This is a genomic window from Streptomyces chartreusis, assembly GCF_008704715.1.
GTDB classification, from domain to species: Bacteria; Actinomycetota; Actinomycetes; order Streptomycetales; family Streptomycetaceae; genus Streptomyces; species Streptomyces chartreusis.
In genome coordinates, this window is the sequence record NZ_CP023689.1 from 5,123,665 (window position 1) to 5,142,563 (window position 18,899).

General features: G+C 72.1%; 15 protein-coding genes, 1 tRNA gene and 1 other RNA gene. 12 read left to right on the top strand and 5 right to left on the bottom strand.

Annotation, left to right across the window (positions count from 1 at the left end; translation table 11 throughout):
• The first annotated feature begins 48 nt into the window (after positions 1–48).
• Positions 49–1,344: a TerD family protein gene (locus CP983_RS22340; RefSeq protein ID WP_229915004.1), complete on the top strand. Its 1,296-nt coding sequence runs from the start codon at positions 49–51 to the stop codon at positions 1,342–1,344.
• A 200-nt stretch (positions 1,345–1,544) separates the two neighbouring features.
• On the top strand, positions 1,545–2,837 hold the full coding sequence (locus CP983_RS22345; RefSeq protein ID WP_373309884.1) for a phosphatase PAP2 family protein: 1,293 nt from the start codon (positions 1,545–1,547) through the stop codon (positions 2,835–2,837).
• Positions 2,838–3,164: 327 nt separating this feature from the next.
• Here the strand turns inward: CP983_RS22345 and CP983_RS22355 are convergent, their stop codons facing one another.
• Complete coding sequence (locus CP983_RS22355; protein ID WP_030948552.1) at positions 3,165–3,386, bottom strand: hypothetical protein; 222 nt, start codon at positions 3,384–3,386, stop codon at positions 3,165–3,167.
• A gap of 144 nt (positions 3,387–3,530) precedes the next feature.
• Between CP983_RS22355 and CP983_RS22360 the strand changes: the two genes are divergently transcribed.
• Entirely contained in the window at positions 3,531–4,157 is a 627-nt protein-coding gene (locus tag CP983_RS22360) for a GntR family transcriptional regulator (RefSeq protein WP_107905111.1), read from the top strand.
• On the opposite strand, the gene CP983_RS22365 is transcribed toward CP983_RS22360, so the two are convergent.
• Genes CP983_RS22365 through CP983_RS22375 form a run of 3 tightly spaced genes read right to left on the bottom strand, consistent with a single transcriptional unit; the run spans position 4,154 to position 6,672 of the window.
• Positions 4,154–4,498 (bottom strand): cupin domain-containing protein, encoded by a 345-nt coding sequence (locus CP983_RS22365; RefSeq protein ID WP_150501356.1) that lies wholly within the window; start codon positions 4,496–4,498, stop codon positions 4,154–4,156. The two genes, CP983_RS22360 and CP983_RS22365, sit on opposite strands and share 4 nt — an antisense overlap.
• Positions 4,495–5,292 carry a carbon-nitrogen hydrolase family protein gene (locus CP983_RS22370; protein WP_150501358.1) on the bottom strand — a complete coding sequence of 266 codons (798 nt, stop codon included), beginning with the start codon at positions 5,290–5,292 and terminating at the stop codon, positions 4,495–4,497. Before CP983_RS22370 ends, CP983_RS22365 begins: the two co-directional genes overlap by 4 nt.
• 12 nt (positions 5,293–5,304) lie before the next feature.
• Complete coding sequence (locus tag CP983_RS22375; RefSeq protein WP_150501359.1) at positions 5,305–6,672, bottom strand: MFS transporter; 1,368 nt, start codon at positions 6,670–6,672, stop codon at positions 5,305–5,307.
• A gap of 141 nt (positions 6,673–6,813) precedes the next feature.
• On the opposite strand from CP983_RS22375, the gene CP983_RS22380 reads away from it, so the two are divergent.
• The 4 genes from CP983_RS22380 to CP983_RS22395 all read left to right on the top strand — a co-directional run bounded on the left by CP983_RS22380 (position 6,814) and on the right by CP983_RS22395 (position 11,735).
• Positions 6,814–7,500, top strand: a complete 687-nt coding sequence (locus CP983_RS22380; protein ID WP_150501361.1) for a DUF2848 domain-containing protein — start codon at positions 6,814–6,816, stop codon at positions 7,498–7,500.
• A 194-nt stretch (positions 7,501–7,694) separates the two neighbouring features.
• Positions 7,695–9,311 (top strand): PP2C family protein-serine/threonine phosphatase, encoded by a 1,617-nt coding sequence (locus CP983_RS22385; protein WP_150501363.1) that lies wholly within the window; start codon positions 7,695–7,697, stop codon positions 9,309–9,311.
• Positions 9,308–10,408 carry a cobalamin B12-binding domain-containing protein gene (locus CP983_RS22390; protein ID WP_150501365.1) on the top strand — a complete coding sequence of 367 codons (1,101 nt, stop codon included), beginning with the start codon at positions 9,308–9,310 and terminating at the stop codon, positions 10,406–10,408. The genes CP983_RS22385 and CP983_RS22390 overlap by 4 nt, the downstream gene beginning before the upstream one ends.
• 127 nt (positions 10,409–10,535) lie before the next feature.
• Positions 10,536–11,735, top strand: coding sequence for a phospholipase D-like domain-containing protein (locus tag CP983_RS22395; protein WP_229915011.1), 1,200 nt, complete (start codon positions 10,536–10,538; stop codon positions 11,733–11,735).
• A 101-nt stretch (positions 11,736–11,836) separates the two neighbouring features.
• Here CP983_RS22395 and CP983_RS22400 read toward each other — a convergent pair.
• A tRNA-Ser gene (locus CP983_RS22400) sits at positions 11,837–11,924 on the bottom strand.
• Positions 11,925–11,997: 73 nt separating this feature from the next.
• Between CP983_RS22400 and ffs the strand changes: the two genes are divergently transcribed.
• From ffs to CP983_RS22430, 5 genes are all read left to right on the top strand, one after another.
• Positions 11,998–12,094: signal recognition particle sRNA small type (ffs, locus tag CP983_RS22405), an RNA gene on the top strand.
• Between the two features lie 125 nt (positions 12,095–12,219).
• A complete protein-coding gene (locus tag CP983_RS22410) occupies positions 12,220–14,475 on the top strand; it encodes a DNA polymerase III subunit gamma and tau (protein ID WP_150501369.1) in 2,256 nt (751 codons plus the stop codon).
• A gap of 242 nt (positions 14,476–14,717) precedes the next feature.
• Positions 14,718–15,968 carry a phosphoribosylamine--glycine ligase gene (purD, locus tag CP983_RS22420; RefSeq protein ID WP_150501371.1) on the top strand — a complete coding sequence of 417 codons (1,251 nt, stop codon included), beginning with the start codon at positions 14,718–14,720 and terminating at the stop codon, positions 15,966–15,968.
• A 436-nt stretch (positions 15,969–16,404) separates the two neighbouring features.
• Complete coding sequence (locus CP983_RS22425) at positions 16,405–18,453, top strand: hypothetical protein (protein ID WP_425282262.1); 2,049 nt, start codon at positions 16,405–16,407, stop codon at positions 18,451–18,453.
• Positions 18,396–18,584, top strand: a complete 189-nt coding sequence (locus CP983_RS22430) for a hypothetical protein (protein WP_150501375.1) — start codon at positions 18,396–18,398, stop codon at positions 18,582–18,584. Before CP983_RS22425 ends, CP983_RS22430 begins: the two co-directional genes overlap by 58 nt.
• The last annotated feature ends 315 nt before the right edge of the window (positions 18,585–18,899 follow it).

Consider the following 18,899-nt stretch of genomic DNA (forward strand, 5'->3'; position numbering starts at 1 on the left):
GACAGGGTGGCGTGAAAGCGGTGGGGGATTTTTCAAGGGGTGGGCGGCATGCCGGAACTGAGCAAGGGCGGGAACATCGCGATGGGCCCCGGGCCCGTCGTCGCCGAACTGCACGCCGTGGGCGGCACCGTCGACCTCAGCGCCCTGCTGGTGGCGGCGGACGGCAAGGTCCGGTCCGACGACGACCTGGTCTTCTACAACCAGCCGTCCGCCGAGTCCGACGCGGTACGGCACGTCGCCGCCGACGCGGCGGGCGGCGAGCGCATCGAGGTGGACCCGGCCGCGCTGCCGGCGGACGTGGACCGGGTGGTCCTGGTCGGCAGCTGCGACCCCGACGACGCGAGCCGCACCTTCCGCGAGGTGAAGGACGTCCTGATCCGCGCCTCCCAACCGGGCGCCGACCCGGTCCACTTCCGCCCGCCGGCCCTCACCGACGGCGAACGCGCCGTACTGCTGGTGGAGCTCTACCGCAGGGGCGAGGGCTGGAAGCTGCGGGCCATCGGCCAGGGGTACGCGAACGGCCTGGCCGGGCTGGCGACGGACTTCGGCATCGACGTGACGCAGGAGCCGGCCGAGGAACCCGGGCAGCCCCAGGAGGCCCCCGAGGCCCAGGCGCCGACGGTGACCGCCGCGCCGCCGATGAGCCTGCGCAAGCCGCCGCTCGGCACCATCAGCCTCGACAAGGGCAGCCAGGTCTCGATGAGCCTGGACAAGGCGGACCGCGAGCTGGTGGTCACGGCGACCCTGGAGTGGGACGGCGGCAGCGACCAGCGCCGCAAGAAGGGCGCCGACCTCGACCTCTACGCCCTGTTCGTGCCGGCGTCCAAGGCGGTGCGCGGCGAGCAGCCGCCCGGTTCGCTGCGGACCCGGAAGAAGGGCTCGGCCCCCGCGCCCGAGGCGGGGACGGCGAAGAAGGGCAAGGGCGCCGACGTCGTCTACTACAAGCGCCTGGGCTCCCTGAAGAACCGCCCGTTCGTCCACCTCGACGGCGACTCCCGGGCCCCAGGCCGCGAGACGCTCCGGATCGTGCGCCCCGACGAGCAGGGCTACGTCCTGCTGTGCGCCTACTCCGCGCTCAGCAACGGCTTCGGCTCCTTCCGCAGCTTCGGCGCGAAGGTCGTGGTCACCGACGACCGCGGCTCGACCGTGACGGTGCCCCTCTTCGAGAACACCAAGACCCGGTACTGGGTGGCCATCGCCCTGGTCGACTTCACCTCGCCCGACGGCGCGGCGATCCAGCACATCGAGGCCTACAGCGCCCGCATGACCGAACGCCGTCCGGTCCTGCACACCGACGGCACCATCGAGATGAACGCGGGCCCGGTGGAATTCAAGAGGCGCTGACCGGAATTCCCTTCTCGTATTTTCCTTGCCGTAACCAGGGGAACTCTCGTGCGCAACTCGGATAGCATGATCGAACTGACTAACGATTCAATATCCTCATCTATCTGACAAAACGGCCAAATCAATTGATATCTATAGCGTCGCGGGTGCTCTCGCGAATAAGACCCAGGACTACGTCCGCCACGTGGCTCCGGCCGCGGGTGGTGCTGTGGGGTACGGCGGCCCTGGTGGGCCTCGGATTCCTCATCGCGCTGGAGATCGCCGCGCGGCGCTACGGCGTACCGGGACCGATCACCAATCAAATGCGAGAGGTGATATTCCCGCCTAAATCAGGCTTTCTGCTCTATGCGGGCATGGCGCTGATGATGGTGGTCCTCACCTGGCGCGAGCGTTTCATCGCGGCCGGCACCGCGATAGGCATCGACCTCGTCATCGTGCTCGTGCGCTGGATCTCCGGAACCGGTGTCAGAGTCCCCGACGGGCACCCCTTCGGCAACGGCGCACTGCTGGTCGTCCTGGGCTGCGCCGTCCTCGCCGTCACCCGCCGCACCGGCCGCGAGCGGATCCTGCTGCTGAAGGGCGTGGGCCTGGCTCTGCTGCTGGTGGCCGGCCGCAAGACCGGCGACACCTGGCTGCTGATCACGTCGAAGACCCGCTACACGGTGCTCGACCAGTACGTGGCGACCGCCGACCACGCGCTCGGCAACCCGTCCTGGCTGGTCGGCCGGCTCGTGCGGGCCACCGGACCGGTCGGCGCCCACGTCCTGGACTGGGTCTACGTCCAGCTGGCGGTGGCCGCGGTGTGCGCCGCCCTGTACCAGCTCCGCAACGTGGCCACCGAGCGCCGCTTCCCCCGCCACCACCTGGTGCGCACCTTCCTGACGATCGGCCTCCTCGGCCCGGCGATCTACATGATCTTCCCGGTCGTCGGCCCGATCTTCGCCTACGGCGCCGACGGCGGCCAGTGGGCGGCGGTCAACCTGTGGCCGGAGACGGCACCTCCGCTGATCACCCCGCAGGCGATGCCGTTCGACGCGATCACGCCCCGCAACTGCATGCCCAGCCTGCACACGGCCTGGGCGACCGCGATCTTCGTCCACACCCGCACCGGCCCGCGGTTCCTGCGCTTCGCCGGCACCTTCTGGCTGCTCGCCACCATCGGCGCCACCCTGGGCTTCGGCTACCACTACGGCGTCGACCTGGTCGCCGGCGTCGTCTTCACCCTCACCATCGAAGCGGCCCTGCGCGCCCAGGCCCGCGGCTGGGACCGCCAGGCGACCCGCCTCGTCGTCCACGGCACCGTGGTCTTCGCGGCCCTGCTGACGTCCTACCGCTACCTGCCGACCGAGATGGCCGACCACCCCTGGCTCGCCGGCCCCCTCCTCGTCCTGGCGATGACATCAGTGATCGCGGCCTTCATCCGCACGACGACCCAGTGGGACCCGAAGCCCGCCCTCACCCCGCAGCCGAAGCCGCAGCCCGAACTGGTCTGACGCCAGAGGGCCGGACCGCTCTTGCGGTCCGGCCCTCTGGCCCGAGGTCGGTCGGCGATGTTGCCGTCGCTCGTGGAGCTAGGCCGCCTTGGGTCGCGCCGCGCGCGGGCCGGGGGCGGGCTCCTCTACTTCCTCGGGCAGGAAAGTCTCGTCCACCCCGAAGTCCGGGGCCTGGAAGGGGTTCGTGGCCGGAGGCGGCGAGGCCGCGACGGAACGGCGGGGTTGCCCCTCCACGGCGGAGAACAGCGAAGTCGGTTCGATGAGAGGTCTCTCTTTCGGTACAGGTCCCGGAAGGGACCTGGCATGCCCTGATCGGGCACGGTGGTCCTACAACTTGGTCATCTTGGCGTACGGGCTCAGCATCCGCCTCTGCGCCGAGCCGAAATCCACGAGAGCCGCGATTCCGTCCTCGATGCCGATCACGCGGCCGAGGCCGTACACATCATGTGTGACCTGATCGCCCACCGCGAAGTGCTTGGGAGCCGGTGTGACCGGGGCCTTGAAGGGGCTCGTGGGAAGGTGACGCTTCGGTGCCGCAGGCTTTGTCATGGCTCAGTATGAGCCCAGGTTCGGCCGAGTTGCTGTGGCTGTCGGCACAGATCATCAGGTAACAACCAGGTCACGCCACTGACCTGCGATTTTGCGAGCTGATAACCTTCGTATACAAGGTGTATACGAAAACTGGGGGTTGCGATGACGTCCGGTCGTGAGAAGGCGTACGCCTATCTCAAGGACACGGTGCTGACTGATCCGGGCATGCAGGGCGCCTTCCTCTCGGAGCAGGAGCTCGCGGACCGTATCGGCGTCTCCCGCACTCCCGTCCGCGAGGCGCTGCTCCAGCTCGCCGCCGAGGACCTGGTCGAGCTGGTGCCCAAGCGGGGCGCCCGGGTGTCCCCGCTGACGGGACGGGAGATCCGCGAGCTCATGGAGTTGCGGGGCATCGTCGAGCGGTACGCCGCCCAGCAGCTCGTGGCCGGTGGCGGAGCGCCGGTGACCGAGCTGCGGTCGCTGCTGGACCGACAGCGCGAGCTCACCGGCGCCGAACAGGCGCGGGAGTTCATCGCCGTGGACCACCGCTTCCACGCCGTCCTGGTGTCCGCCGTCGGCAACGCCCTGCTCGACCGGCATTACGAGGGCCTGCGCAGCCGCCAGGTCCGTGCCGGAGTGGTCGCTCTCTTCAACCAGCAGGGACGTCAGGAAGCGGTGCTGGAGGAGCACGAGGCCATCCTGGACGCGCTGGAGGCCGGTGACGCGCAGGCCGCGTGGGCCGCCATCGATCACCACCTGGAGTCGACGCTCAAGGTGCTGCTCGCCGGCTAGCGCGCGGGGTAGGTGATCACCAGCATGGTGACGCCGTCCCGGGAGGACCAGGGGCCGTGCGGCATCCCGGGCGGGCGGCAGGCGTACATCCCGGCGACGAAGGTCTTCTCGAGCGTCAGGTCGTGCATCGCTCCCTCGACGAGGTAGACCTCCTCCCAGAAGTCGTGGCGGCTCACCCCGTCCGCGGAGGTGTCGGTGCCCGGCGCCCAGCGCACCAGCGCGGTACGGGATCCGCCCTCGGGATCGTCGGCCAGGACCCGCTCCTCGACGCCCGGGCCCGCACCGGCCGGGCTCCGCCAAGGTCCGTCGGGCAGATGGAACTCCAGCTCGGGCTTGCTCATCCCCACACCTCCGGGCGCCTGTTGGCCAGTACGGACGTCCGCTGCCGTACGGCGGCGACCTCGTCGGTGTCCAGGTCCGCCACCAGCAGCTCGGGCTCGGCGCCCAGAGCGTGCCGCACGGTCCCGTCGGGTCCGGCGACGAGGCTGTGCCCGATCCCCGTCGGGGCGGAACCCGGGCCGCCGCCCGCGCCGGGGTCGGCCTGGCCGACGGCGGCGAGCCACACCGTGGCGTCCAGCGCGCGGGCCCGCACCAGCAGCTCCCACTGCTCCGGCTTGCCCGGCCCCGCGCCCCAGGACGCGGCCAGCAGTGTGCCGACGGCTCCGGCGTCGGCATGCGCCCGGAACAGCTCCGGGAAACGGACGTCGTAGCAGGTGGCCAGGCCCAGTCGTACGCCGTCCACGTCGATGACCGTCGGGGTCGAACCCGCGGCGACGGTGTCGGACTCACGGAAGCCGAAGGCGTCGTAGAGGTGGATCTTGTCGTACGACGCCTCGACGCCGGGCCCGGTGGCGAGCAGGGTGTTGGCCACCCGGCCCCCGGCGGCCGGGGTGAACATGCCAGCCACGACGACGGTGCCGGCGTCGCGGGCGATCCGCCGCACGCCGTCGGCCCACGGCCCGTCCAAGGGCTCGGCGAGCGGTGCCAACGGGGTGCCGAAGCAGGCCATCGACGCCTCCGGGAAGACGACGACGCGGGCTCCGGCGTCCGCCGCGCGCCGTGTCCATTCCTCGACGAGCAGGAGGTTCTTCCCGGGGTCGGGTCCGGTGGTGAGCTGGCTCAGGGCGATCCGCACGGTGCGTCCTTTTCAGAAGCGGGTGGGGGAGGCGTCCGCGGTGTGCGGCGCCTTCGGGGAAGCGAGGGCGGCGTCCTCGTCGACCGCGGCCTCGGGGTCGCGCCCCAGCCGGACGCCGACGAGGGAGACGGCCGAGGCGAGGGCGATGTACACGGCCAGCGGAACCCAGGTGCCGTAGGCGCTGAGCAGGCTGGTGAACAGCAGCGGGGCGATGGCGCCGCCGATGATGCCGGCCAGGGTGTAGGCCAGCGACGCACCGGTGGAGCGCAGCCGGGGTTCGAACTGTTCGGTGATGAAGGCGGCCTGCGGGCCGTACAGGCAGCAGTGGATCACCAGGCCCACGACGACTCCGGTGGCGAGGGGCAGCCAGGTGCCGCCGCCGACCATAGGGAAGAACACGAAGGGCCACAGACCGGCGGCCACCGCGGCACCGCCGTACAGCAGCCGGCGGTTGACCCGGTCGGACAGGGCGCCAGCCAGGGGCATGAGGAAGACCTGGATCGAGGAGCCGATGAGCACGGCCGCGAGGGCGGAACCGCGTGACATGCCGAGTTCCTCGGTGGCGTACGTCAGGACGAAGACGGTGAACATGGCGTACAGCACGTCGGGGCCGACCCGGCACAGGATCGCGGCCGCCAGGGCGCGCGGCTGGGTGGTGAACACCTCGCGGATCGGCGCCTCCGGCCGGGAGCGCTCGGCCTCCATCGCCTTGAACACCGGGGTCTCCTCCAGCTTCGCCCGGATCCACAGCCCGAACGCGACGAGCACGCCGGAGAACAGGAACGCCACACGCCAGCCCCAGGACTCGAACTGCGCCTCGGTCAGCAGTGCGCCGAGAGCGGCCAGGACACCGTTGGCCAGCAGGTTTCCGGCCGGCGGGCCGACCTGCGCGGCGGAGGCGTAGAAGCCGCGGCGCCGTGGATCCCCGAACTCGCTGGACAGCAGTACGGCACCGCCCCACTCGCCGCCGACGCCGACGCCCTGCGCGAAGCGCAGCACGACCAGGGCGATCGGGGCGGCCACGCCTGCCGTCGAGTACGCGGGCAGGACGCCGATCAGGAACGTCGCCGCGCCGATGAGGACCAGCGTGGCGATCAGCACCTTCTTGCGGCCGATCACATCACCGAGGCGACCGAAGACGAACCCGCCGAGCGGGCGCGACACATAGCCGACCGCGTAGGTGGAGAACGCCAGGAGCGTGCCGGTGAGCGGGTCCTCCGAGGGGAAGAACAGGTCGCCGAAGACCAGGGCCGCGGCCGCGGAGTAGACGGCGAAGTCGTACCACTCCAGGGCCGTACCGGTCAGGCTCGCGACGAAGGCCCGGCGGACGCCGGAGTGCCGATCGGACGCGCTCGCGTCGTCCTTCGGGGTGTCGGGCATGGTTCCCATCCTTGCTCGGGGACGTCGGGGGACATCGACCTTCCGGCATACTTCTTGTATACAGGTCGTATGCGCAAGCCCCCTGCGTGAGAACTTCGACCGCGGACCCGCTCTGCGGACCCGATCCCTTGGAGTGCCCCCATGGCCGTGCTGACCTTCGAACTGCCCGACGGATCGACGCGCCAGGTCGACGTCGTCCAGGTCCTCAACGCCGGGTACGCCGGACGCAGCCAGGAGGACGTCGCCGCGCACGTCGCGGAACTCGCCGAACTGGGCGTCCCCGGCCCGTCCGTGACACCCGCCCTGTATCCCGTCTCCCCCTACCTCGCCCAGCAGACCGACCGGGTCCACGCCCAGCACGGGCACACCTCCGGCGAGGCGGAGTGGGCCCTCGTCGTGGCGGGCGGCGGCGAACTCCTGCTGACCGCCGCCTGCGACCACACCGACCGCGACCTGGAGGTGCACGGCGTGGCCTGGAGCAAGAACGCCGGTCCCGACGTCCTCGCCCGCCGCGCCTGGCGCCTCGCCGACGTGGAGTCCCGCCTCGACGCACTCACCCTGCGCGCCTGGGTCACCCACGGCGACACCTCGACGGAGATCCAGCACGGCACCCTCGCCGAACTCCTCGCCCCCGCCTACTGGATCGACGTCCTGCGCTCGCGCGACGCGCTCACACCCGGCACGGTCCTGATCTCCGGCACGATTCCGATGACGCCGGGCGTCGACCAGTTCGGCGACGGCTGGAGCGTGGAGCTGTCCGACCCCGCCACCGGGGACACGATCCGCCTCGGGTACGACGTGCGGGCCATGCCGGCGGCCATCGGCTGAGGTGGGGGCGGCCGGGGAGGTGCGCCGCCGGGCGGCCCCGGTCGTTCGCCCCGGTCGTTTCCGTGAAGAAACTGTGGACTCGAACGGAGGCAGGGCGGCGGGCGGTTGCAGAGCGGCACACACGTGAGGGATGTTTGCCCGATGACAACCTTTCGACGTGTGAAGTGGAGGGCCCGAGCGCCGGGCCCCCGTTCATGACTTCACTGGATGGCTCCCGTCCCGGCGCCACAAGCCTGGTGACCGCGGCCACCGCCCCCTGCCCGGTGGTGGTCGTGGATCCTGCCGGGCGGGTGGTGGAACTCAATGAAGCGGCCCTGACGCTTCTCCCCGACGCCCGCACCGAGCAGCCCCTGCCGTCCCCCGGGTGGCTCGCCGCCGTACAGGGTGCTCCGGACGCCGTGCCGGTCACCGGCACGGTGGGCAGCCGCTCCTTCTCCGCACACCCGTCCCTGCTTCCCGGCGGGGACACGGCGTGGTGGCTGGTGGAGGAGACCGCCTACCGGTCGGCCACCGAAGAGCTGAAGGCCGAACGCGAGCGGGCGAGGTTCCTCACCGAAGCCTCGACGGCCCTGCTCGCGTCGCTGAACCTGGACCGGTGCATGGAGATCACCGCGCGTCTGGCCGCCGAGCATCTGGCCGATGCCGCCCTGGTCATCTCCCCCACCAGGGCCGGGAAACTGCCCGCGGTCATCTGTGACCACGAGGGCCGCATCACGCGGACCACGATCCCCGCCCAGGCCGAGGCGGTGCCGGGACTGGCCGAGGCGCTGCGCGGCTTCCCCCCGGTGCCCTCGCGCTGGATCGACCCCGCCGCCGCGTCCGACTGGCTGATCCCCGAAGGGTTCGGTGAGGTCGGTTCGCTGGTGGTCACACCCCTGCCGGGGCACGGAGTCGCGGCCGGCGCGCTGGTGCTGCTGCGCCGGGAGCGGCAGCGGCGTTTCAACGAGTCGGAGGAGGCGTTCGCCGGCCTCTTCGCCGCCCGGGCCGGCGCGGCGATGTCGGCCGCGTGGCTCTACGCCGAGCAGAACACCATCACCGACATCCTCATGCGGGACCTCCTGCCGCCGTCGCTGCGTCAGGTCGAGGGCGTGGAGTTCGCCGGCGGCTACCGGGCCAGTGTCGACACCGACCGCATCGGCGGGGACTTCTACGACGTCCACCCGCCCAGCGAGGACTGCCCCGAGACCCTCGCCGTCCTGGGCGACGTGGCCGGCAAGGGCCTGGAGGCCGCCGTGATCACGGGCAAGATCCGCAACACGGTGCAGGCCCTGCTGCCGATGGCCGACGACCACGCCAGGCTGCTGCGGCTGCTGAACAACGCCCTGCTGGGCAGCGGCAGCATCCGGTTCGCCACGCTCGTGCTCGCCTCCACCCACCGGGAGGGGAGTGACGTGGTGCTGCGGGTCACCGCCGCCGGCCACCCGCCGGCGCTGATCGTGCGCCGGGACGGCACAGTCGAGGAGGCCGACACCGGCGGCACCCTGATCGGTGCGCTGCCGACGATCGACTCCCGCTCCGCCGAGGTCCGGCTCGCGCCGGGGGAGACCTGCCTGCTGTACACCGACGGCGTCACCGAGGCGAAGGGAGGGCCGCTCGGGGACGCCATGTTCGGGGAGCGGCGCCTGAAGCGGGCGCTCGCCGAGTGCGCCGGCATGCCCGCCGAGGCCGTCGTCGAACGGATCCAGATGCTGGCCGACGCATGGATCGGCGACGGCCGGCACGACGACATCGCCGTCCTCGCCATCACCGCACCCCAAGGTGCGCACCTCGGTGCCGTGGACGGAACGAATCCGGGCAGACGCACCCCATGACGACCACTGCGGCCTCGGACCGCGACGAGGAGCCCGCCCGGCACCACATCGGCTCCCGGCTGGCCTCCGCCCGGCGCGACGAGCGGGCCGTGGCGTGGGCCGACAAGCTCTGGAGCAGCGTCCGGGCGGCGGACGAGCACAGCGCCCTCGACGTCGTCGGCAGCGCCCTGGCGGCGGGACTGGACGCGGAGACGGTGTTGCTGGAGGTCATCGGCGCGGTCCAGCACAGGGTGGGCGCCGAGTGGGCCGCCAACCGCCTGAGCGTCGTCGAGGAGCACGCCGCCACCGCCATCAACGACCGTGTCATCGCCGCCCTGTCCGCCGATCGCCCCACCACGTTCCTCGGCCGGGTGACGGTGGCCTGCGTGGACAAGGAATGGCACGCGCTGCCCGCCCGCCTGCTCGCCGAGACGCTGCGACTGCGCGGCTGGCAGGTCGGCTACCTGGGCGCCCAGGTGCCCACCGCCCACCTGGTCAGCCATGTCCATCGCACCGGGGCGGACACGGTGTGCCTGTCCGCCGCCCTGTCCACCCGCCTGCCGATGGCGCACGCCGCGATCACCGCCGTCCAGGCGGTCGGCACACCGGTCATGGTCGGCGGCCTCGCCTTCGGCGCCGACGGCCGCTGGGCCCGTCAACTGGGTGCCGACGCCTGGGCGCCCGAGGCCCGCGCCGCCGCCGACCGGCTCGCCGCCGGCCCCCTGCCCCGGCCGAGGGCACCCCACCAGGCCATCGACGACCTGCCGCATCTGTCCGACCAGGAATTCACCCTGGTCACCCGGACCTCCCGCACCCTGGTCCGCGAGACCCTCCAGGGACTGGAACAGCGCTTCCCCGCCATGCGCGGCTATGACGACGACCAGCGTGAACGCACCGCCGAGGACCTCGCCCACATCGTGGAGTTCCTGGCCGCGGCCCTGTACGTGGACGACGAGGACCTCTTCACCCACTTCCTCACCTGGACCGGCGAGATCCTGACCGCCCGCAGCGTCCCGGCCCGCTCGCTGCTGCCGGCGCTGGACCTGCTGGCGGAACAACTCCGCGACTTCCCCCGCGCCCGCGCCATCATCGCCGCCGCACGCGAGACGCTCGCCTGACTCCCGAGGCACCGGAGCGTGTGCGGCGAGGAAGGGGGTAAACGGCGCTGTGTCGGCCCGGACCCGACGATCGCAAGGGTCGGCCGAGGGGGCCGAGGGGGAGGACAGGATGACCACCACTCAGGACATGGCGGAGCCCGCGGATCACCTCGACCGCGGCCGCAGGACGCCCGCCGAGCGCGCCGTGCGCATCCGGCGCAGGCTGGAGCGCCTGATCGGCATCGCGGCCACCGAAGGGAACGCGCTGGTGGCCCTGCGCAACGGTGACGAGATCTTCCCCGCGATGCTCGACGCCATCCGCTCCGCCGAGCACACGGTGGACATGATGACGTTCGTGTACTGGAAGGGCGCCATCGCCCGCGAGTTCGCGCACGCGCTGGCGGACCGGGCCCGGGCGGGGATCCGGGTACGGCTGCTGCTGGACGGCTTCGGCAGCCGGCTCATCGACAAGGACCTGCTGGTGGAGATGGGGCGGGCGGGCGTGCAGGTGGCCTGGTTCCGCAAGCCGCTCTACCTGTCGCTGCTCAAGCAGAACCACCGCTGCCACCGCAAGGTCCTCGTCGTGGACGAGCAGGTGGCGTTCACCGGTGGTGTGGGCATCGCCGAGGAGTGGTGCGGCGACGCCCGCAACCCGCAGGAGTGGCGGGACACCCACGTCGAGGTGCGCGGGCCCGCCGTGGACGGCATCGCGGCCGCCTTCGCGCAGAACTGGGCGGAGTGCCACGACGAACTCTTCGACGACCGCGACCGGTTCACCCTGCACAGCCCGCAGGGCGACGCGGTGGTGCAGGTCGTGCGCGGTTCGGCCAGCTTCGGCTGGCAGGACATGCAAACCCTGATCCGGGTGGTCATCGAGTCCGCCGAGGAGCGGCTCCGGCTGGCCACCGCCTATTTCTCCCCGGACGCCCACTTCATCGAATTGCTGTGCGCCGCCGCCCGCCGCGGGGTGGAGGTGGAGATCCTGCTGCCCGGACCGCACACCGACAAGCGGGTCTGCCAACTGGCCGGACAGCGCTTCTACGAGGACCTGCTCGGCTGCGGGGTGAAGATCTACCAGTACCAGCCGACCATGATGCACGCGAAGGTCATCACCGTGGACCGCACCGCGGCCCTCGTCGGCTCGACCAACTTCAACCGGCGTTCCCTCGACCACGACGAGGAAGTCATGCTCGCCGTCCTGGACCACGACTTCACGGCCACGATCGACGCCCATTTCGACACGGACGTCGCCGCCAGCGAACGGATGCGGTCCGGCCGCTGGAAGAGACGCTCCCCGCTCCAGCGCGCCCGCGAGGCCGCGGTCCGGCCCATTCGCCGCTACCTCTGACCCCGCCGGCGCGCCCGGTGACGGCCTTCGATCGTCCGAGAAACGTCGAAGGGCCCCACCGCGAACGGTGGGGCCCTTCGACATCGTGCCCGGTGAGGCACTGGCGGAGGATACGAGATTCGAACTCGTGAGGGGTTGCCCCCAACACGCTTTCCAAGCGTGCGCCCTAGGCCTCTAGGCGAATCCTCCGCCGGAAACATTACATGACGCTGGAGGGTGCTAGCGAACTCGTTCGGCCCCCCGGCGATCAGGTACGCTGGGCCTCAGCCCCTCACGCGGCGCTATCTGACTGAACTCCCCCAGGGCCGGAAGGCAGCAAGGGTAGGTTGGCTCTGGCGGGTGCGTGGGGGGTCTTCTCGTACGGTCTTCTCGTACCCGGGGCCCCGGCGGCCGCGCCCGGCCCGGATCCCACCGTCGCGGACGTGAGCGAGCCCCCGCAACCGGGCGGTCCGCGTTGTCAGTGGGCGCCTATAACCTCGTATGCGTGTCGTCTCTCGCGCTGTACCGCCGCTATCGCCCGGAGTCGTTCGCCGAGGTCATCGGGCAGGAGCATGTCACCGACCCGTTGCAGCAGGCGCTGCGGAACAACCGGGTCAATCACGCGTACCTGTTCAGCGGTCCGCGCGGATGCGGCAAGACGACCAGCGCGCGCATCCTCGCGCGGTGTCTGAACTGCGAGCAGGGCCCCACGCCGACCCCCTGCGGGGAGTGCCAGTCCTGCCGCGACCTCGCTCGCAACGGACCGGGGTCCATCGACGTCATCGAGATCGACGCAGCGTCCCACGGTGGTGTGGACGACGCCCGTGAGCTGCGCGAGAAGGCCTTCTTCGGTCCCGCGAGCAGCCGCTACAAGATCTACATCATCGACGAGGCCCACATGGTCACGTCGGCCGGCTTCAACGCGCTGCTGAAGGTCGTCGAGGAGCCGCCGGAGCATCTGAAGTTCATCTTCGCCACCACCGAGCCCGAGAAGGTCATCGGGACCATCCGGTCGCGGACCCACCACTACCCCTTCCGGCTCGTCCCGCCGGGCACCCTGCGCGAGTACCTGGGCGAGGTGTGCGGTCGCGAGAAGATGGCCGTCGAGGAAGGCGTCCTGCCGCTCGTCGTGCGCGCGGGCGCCGGCTCGGTGCGTGACTCCATGTCCGTCATGGACCAGCTGCTCGCCGGAGCGGGGGAGGAGGGTGTGACGTATGCCATGGCCACCTCTCTGCTCGGCTACACCGACGGCTCGCTCCTCGACTCGGTCGTGGAGGCCTTCGCGACCGGTGACGGCGCCGCCGCCTTCGAGGTCGTGGACCGGATCATCGAGGGCGGCAACGACCCCCGCCGCTTCGTCGCCGACCTGCTGGAGCGGCTGCGGGACCTGGTGATCCTGTCCGCCGTCCCGGACGCCGCGGAGAAGGGCCTGTTCGACGCGCCCGCCGACGTCCTGGAGCGCATGCAGGCCCAGGCCGGCACCTTCGGCGCCGCCGAACTGAGCCGCGCCGCCGACCTCGTCAACGAGGGGCTGACGGAGATGCGGGGCGCCACCTCGCCCCGCCTCCAGCTGGAACTGATCTGCGCGCGCGTGCTCCTGCCGGCCGCCTACGGCGACGAGCGCTCGGTCATGGCCCGCCTCGACCGCCTGGAGCGGGGCGTGAACTTCTCCGGAGGCGGCGGCACGCCCGCGATGGGCTACGCCCCCGCCCCCGACGCACACGGAGCACCGGCCGCCGCCCCCGCCGCCGCGCCCCAGGCCCCGCCGGTTCCCCCCGGCGGCGGCCCTGCCGCGGCCCGAGCGGCCGTACGCGCCACGGGCCCGTCCACCCCGACCCCGGCCCCGGCAGGACAACAGCCCGCACCCATGGCGGAACAGGCCCCACCTCCGGCTCAGCCGCCCCCCACACCAGCCCCGGCCGCGGAGCCCCCTCAGACACCCCCCTCCGCCCCTGCCCCTTCCCCCGGCGCCTGGCCCACCGCCGCGCCCGCAGGCGGCAGCCGACGCCCCGGCGGCTGGCCCACGGCGGCCCCGGCGGGCGGCGGCGCCCAGCCGACCACGCCCCCGGCCGGAGCCGGCAGCACCCCCGCGCCCACCCCACCGCCGGCGGCATCCGCACCCGCCCCGGCCGCGGGCGCGGCACCCGCCTACGCCCCGCCCAGCGGCGGCCTCGACCCCCGCATGCTCTGGCCCAACATCCTGGAGGCGGTCAAGAACCGCCGCCGCTTCACCTGGATCCTGCTCAGCCAGAACGCCCAGGTGGCCGGCTTCGACGGCACCACCCTCCAACTCGGCTTCGTCAACGCCGGAGCCCGCGACAACTTCGCCGGCAGCGGCAGCGAGGAAGTACTGCGGCAGGCACTGGCCGAGCAGTTCAGCGTCCAGTGGAAGATCGAGGCGATCATCGACCCGTCGGGCGGCGGCTCGACTCCCCCACCGAGCGGCGGCTCCTTCGGCGGCGGAGGCGGCTACGGCGGCGGCAACACGGGCGGCTACGGCGGTGGCGGTACGGCCGCCCCACGCCCGCCCGCCCCCCAGCCGACGCCCACCCCGCCGTCGGCGGCCCCCTCCGCAGCCCCGACCCCGGCCCCGCAACCCCCCACGACCACCTCCGCCCCGGAGCCCCCACCCCCGGTCGCCCCCGAGGACGACATCCCCGAGGACGACGACCCCGACCTCAACGAGTCGGCGATGTCGGGCCACGACCTGATCATGCGGGAGCTGGGGGCGACGGTGGTCGAGGAGTTCACGAACGAGTAGGGGAGCACGGGACGCCTCGTGAGCAGGGGCCTCCCCCCCCACACACACAGCGCCGGTCCGCATTCCTTTCAGCCCGTCCGGCGTTTGAGGACGAGGCCGTTCAGGCCGAAGCGGGGGTCTGGGGGCGGCAGCCCCCAAGGCGGCGGCCACCGCGGAGTAGGCGCTCTTCTTGGAGGAACGTCCAGCCCGACCAGAACGGCCCCTTCAGATGCCCGCACAAGAACCCCGTTAGGCTGACCCCCGTGAAGGTCCTCGTCATCGGCAGCGGTGCCCGCGAACACGCCCTGTGCCGTTCCCTGTCCCTCGATCCCGACGTCACCGCGCTGCACTGCGCCCCCGGCAACGCCGGCATCGCCGAGGTCGCCGAGCTGCACCAGGTCGACGCCCTGGACGGCGCGGCCGTGACCGCGCTCGCCGAACGCCTCGCCGCCGACCTCGTGGTCGTGGGCCCGGAGGCACCCCTCGTGGCCGGCGTCGCCGACGCCGTGCGCGAGGCGGGCATCCCGGTCTTCGGCCCCTCCGGAGAGGCCGCGCAGCTCGAGGGCTCCAAGGCGTTCGCGAAGGACGTGATGGCGGGAGCCGGCGTCCCGACGGCCCGCTCCTACGTCTGCACCACACCCGCCGAGGTCGATGAGGCCCTCGACGCCTTCGGCGCCCCGTACGTGGTCAAGGACGACGGCCTCGCCGCGGGCAAGGGCGTCGTCGTCACCGCCGACATCGCGGCGGCCAGGACGCACGCCAACGCCTGCGAGCGCGTCGTCATCGAGGAGTTCCTCGACGGCCCCGAGGTCTCCCTCTTCGCCATCACCGACGGCGAGACGGTCCTCCCGCTCCAGCCCGCCCAGGACTTCAAGCGGGCGCTCGACGGCGACGAGGGCCCCAACACCGGCGGCATGGGCGCGTACTCCCCGCTCCCCTGGGCCGACCCGAAGCTCGTCGGGGAGGTCATGGAGACGGTCCTCCAGCCGACCGTCGACGAGATGCGCCGCCGTGGCACCCCGTTCTCCGGTCTGCTCTACGCCGGTCTCGCGATCACCTCGCGGGGCGTGCGGGTCATCGAGTTCAACGCCCGCTTCGGCGACCCCGAGACGCAGGTCGTCCTCGCCCGCCTGAAGACCCCGCTGGCCGGTGTCCTGCTGGCCGCCGCCAACGGCGACCTGGCCGACCTGGAGCCCCTGCGCTGGAGCGAGGAGGCCGCGGTCACCGTCGTCGTCGCCTCGCACAACTACCCCGGCACCCCGCGCACCGGTGACCCGATCACCGGCCTCGACGAGGTGGCCGCCGAGGACGCCCCGCACGCCTACGTCCTGCACGCCGGCACCAAGCAGGACGGCGACGCGATCGTCAGCGCCGGCGGACGCGTCCTGTCGGTGACGGCGACGGGCAAGGACCTCACCGAGGCCCGCGACCGCGCGTACAGGGCGGTCGCCCGCATCAAGCTCGACGGCTCCCAGCACCGCACGGACATCGCGGCGAAGGCGGCCGGCGAATAACTCGCACTCCCGATAAACCGGACAGGCCCCGATTCCGTCTCAGGAACCGGGGCCTGACCCTTTTCGAAGCCGGAAGCCGGAAGCCGGAAGCCGGAAGCCGGAAGCCGGAAGCCGGAAGCCGGAAGCCGGAAGCCGGAAGCCGGAAGCCGGAAGCCGGAAGCCGGAAATCCGGCGACTGGACTTTGTTCAGGATCAGGGGCCTGATCCTCGCTGTCCGTCATCCACCTCTCCCCAAAGCCATTCCATCGAGTGACCGATGCCCCATCCGGCTGACGTGGGTCGACGCCCCAACTAGGGTGCGGCGCAAGCGTTCCGGCACTTGGCCCACCGGCATTGCGATGTCAGTGGCGGGTGCCACAGTGGGGGAGTGAGCAAAGCCAGGACAGTACGGACAGCCAGGACACCGCGGAGGGGGTGAGGTCCGGCCGTGACCGGTATGGGTGTGGAGGCGGGTGCGCAGGCCGCGCGCGCCCGGGCCCTCGCGGTGCTGCGCATCCGCAGCCGCGCGCTGGCCGTCGCCCTGCTCCCCGCGGCGTTCGCCGTGGTGCTGCTCGCCGGCCCGTCGACCGGCCATCTCGTCGGCCCCGGCTGGCACGCCGCCCGCTGGGTGCTCACCCCGTTCGCCGTCCTCGTCCTGATCGCCGCGGCGGTCATCGCGCTGGTCGTCGCCCGCGCCCGCCCCGCCGTGACTCCCACGGTCCCGATCGCCGAGGAACAGGCCCCGGACCTCTACCGGCTGGTGCGCGACCTCGCCGACCGACTCGATGTCCCCGCCCCGTCCGCCATAGCGCTCACCCCGGACTGCGACAGCTGGCTGGAGGACCGCACGCACCAGGCGCACGGCCCGCCCCCGGCCGAGAGCCGCGAGGACGACGGGCTCAACGGCCTGCACGGCGGAAGCGCGCACGGCCACCATCGCCGTACGCCCGCAGCGCCCGTCCTCGTCATCGGCTCCCCGTTCCTGTGGTGGATGCGCGTCGGTGAACTGCGCGCGGTCCTCGCCCCGGTCGTCGCCGGTACGGGACCCTCGGCACACCCGGACATAGCCCAGGCCCGGCGCTTCGTCCGGGGTCTGGACGCGGCTGTTGCCGTCGCCTCGACCCGCGGGCGCTGCCCGGGATCGCGGGCGGTGTGCGCGGGGATCGGCTGGGTCGCACGGCTGCTGCTGCGCAGTTGCCGGGACCATGCCACCGAGATGGAGCGGGGGGTGGCCTCGGCGGCCGCCGAGCGTGCACAGGCTGTGGATTACGGGCTGCGGATCGTCGCCCAGGAACAGGTCGGGCTGGCGTACGCGGGCTGGGACCGGCTGCTCACGCGGGTCGCGTTGCCCGCCTGGCGGATGGGCCGCTGGCCCTCGCGGCTGGACGCGGGTGTGGTCGCCGCGCTGACCGAGCTGTCCCGCCGGGACCGGCTGGCCGAGGGCTTCGCCTCGCGGCTGGGCGAGCGCCCCGCCTGTGACCTGCTCGAAGAGCCCGGTCTGATCGACGAGGCCACCTCGCTCCTCGCGGCCCGCCTCTTCCACGGCGGCCCCGCCGAGGCCGGCCCGGACTGGTCCCCGGTGGACTGGCAGGCGTATCCGGAGGAGGTCGTCGACCGCAAGTGGCGCACCGACGCGGCCCGCCTCCACCGTGTCCTCGACGCCCTCGGCGTCCGCCGCACCACCCGTGACACCTCCCCGGAGACCGACGGCCCGACCCTGGCCCGCGTCCTGGACCACCTGTCGACCCCGGACACTCCCGAGCCCCTCAACACGCACGAGGCGTCCGAGCCCCTCAACACGCACGCGACTCCTGAGCCCCTCGACACGCACGAGGCGTCCGAGCCCCTCAACACGCACGCGACTCCTGAGTCCCTCGACTCGCACGAGGCGTCCGAGCCCCTGAACACGCACGCGACTCCTGAGTCCCTCGACTCGCACGAGGCGTCCGAGCCCCTAAACCGGCACGAGGCGCCCAGGATCCCGGAACTGCACGAGATGCCCAGGCCCCTGGAACCGCACGAGACGCCCGGGTCCGGAGAAGCGCACGACGCGTGCAGGACCCCGGAACCGCACGAGACGCCCGAGCCCCTAGCAGCGCAAGAGGCGCCGGCAGCGCAAGAGAGCCCCGCCCCCGAACCACCCCCCACCCCACAGCAGCCCAAGCCCCCCGCAGCCCCCAAGCCCCCAAGCCCCCCTACGCCGCCATGGCCGACGACCACCCCGGCGCCGACGACCCGGAAACCGAGCGCAGCTCCGCCCTCGCCGCCGGACTCACAGCGGAGATGGCCCGCGAAGAGGCGGCGACCCCCGCTGAGCCCGCGACGTCCCCGGCCCCGGACACCACCCTCCTGGACATGGGCGCGCTCCCCCTCTTCCCGCTCCAACCGCCCCGCACCTCACGCGAGTTGCTCACCGACCACGTCACGGCGATGGTCTGCTGCGCCGCGATGGACACCGCGGGCGCGACCCCGGGCCTGGACTGGCTGGACGGCCCCACCCTCCTGATCAACGGCGCACGGGCCGCCGATCTCACCCCCCGCGTCCTCAGCCTCATCGAGGAAGGCGACCCGGGCCCCCTGCGAGCCTGGCTCGTGGAGTCGGGGATACGCCCCGAGAAGCCCGTACGCCTGGTCTGACGACCGCACCCGGTCGGGCCGGACGGGCCGTACAAACCCAGGCCAGACGGTTGTCGACGCCATACGCGGCCGGAGCCCCCGGTTCCACTTTCGGCCAATTCGCAACGAATAGTGACAGGATGCGTGCGCAATGTGATGTGCTGGGACCGGTAGCGCATATGGCAAGGGCTTACGACATACGACAGCCGTACAAAAGCCCACGCCGTACGACCGAAACCCCAAGCAACGAGCACCACACCGGGCACCGCGGACCCACTCGCACACCACACACCACACGACGCTCGATGCACCACCACGGGGGAACGAGGGAGGGGT

Bases quoted from the DNA above. Each gene is read 5' to 3' on its own strand.
- CP983_RS22360 (WP_107905111.1), top strand. From the start codon at position 3,531: ATGACGTCCGGTCGTGAGAAGGCGTACGCCTATCTCAAGGACACGGTG.
- CP983_RS22425 (WP_425282262.1), top strand. From the start codon at position 16,405: ATGGGTGTGGAGGCGGGTGCGCAGGCCGCGCGCGCCCGGGCCCTCGCG.
- CP983_RS22430 (WP_150501375.1), top strand. From the start codon at position 18,396: ATGGACACCGCGGGCGCGACCCCGGGCCTGGACTGGCTGGACGGCCCC.
- CP983_RS22380 (WP_150501361.1), top strand. From the start codon at position 6,814: ATGGCCGTGCTGACCTTCGAACTGCCCGACGGATCGACGCGCCAGGTC.
- CP983_RS22375 (WP_150501359.1), bottom strand. From the start codon at position 6,672: ATGCCCGACACCCCGAAGGACGACGCGAGCGCGTCCGATCGGCACTCC.
- CP983_RS22395 (WP_229915011.1), top strand. From the start codon at position 10,536: ATGGCGGAGCCCGCGGATCACCTCGACCGCGGCCGCAGGACGCCCGCC.
- CP983_RS22340 (WP_229915004.1), top strand. From the start codon at position 49: ATGCCGGAACTGAGCAAGGGCGGGAACATCGCGATGGGCCCCGGGCCC.
- CP983_RS22385 (WP_150501363.1), top strand. From the start codon at position 7,695: ATGACTTCACTGGATGGCTCCCGTCCCGGCGCCACAAGCCTGGTGACC.
- CP983_RS22390 (WP_150501365.1), top strand. From the start codon at position 9,308: ATGACGACCACTGCGGCCTCGGACCGCGACGAGGAGCCCGCCCGGCAC.
- CP983_RS22365 (WP_150501356.1), bottom strand. From the start codon at position 4,498: ATGAGCAAGCCCGAGCTGGAGTTCCATCTGCCCGACGGACCTTGGCGG.
- CP983_RS22355 (WP_030948552.1), bottom strand. From the start codon at position 3,386: ATGACAAAGCCTGCGGCACCGAAGCGTCACCTTCCCACGAGCCCCTTC.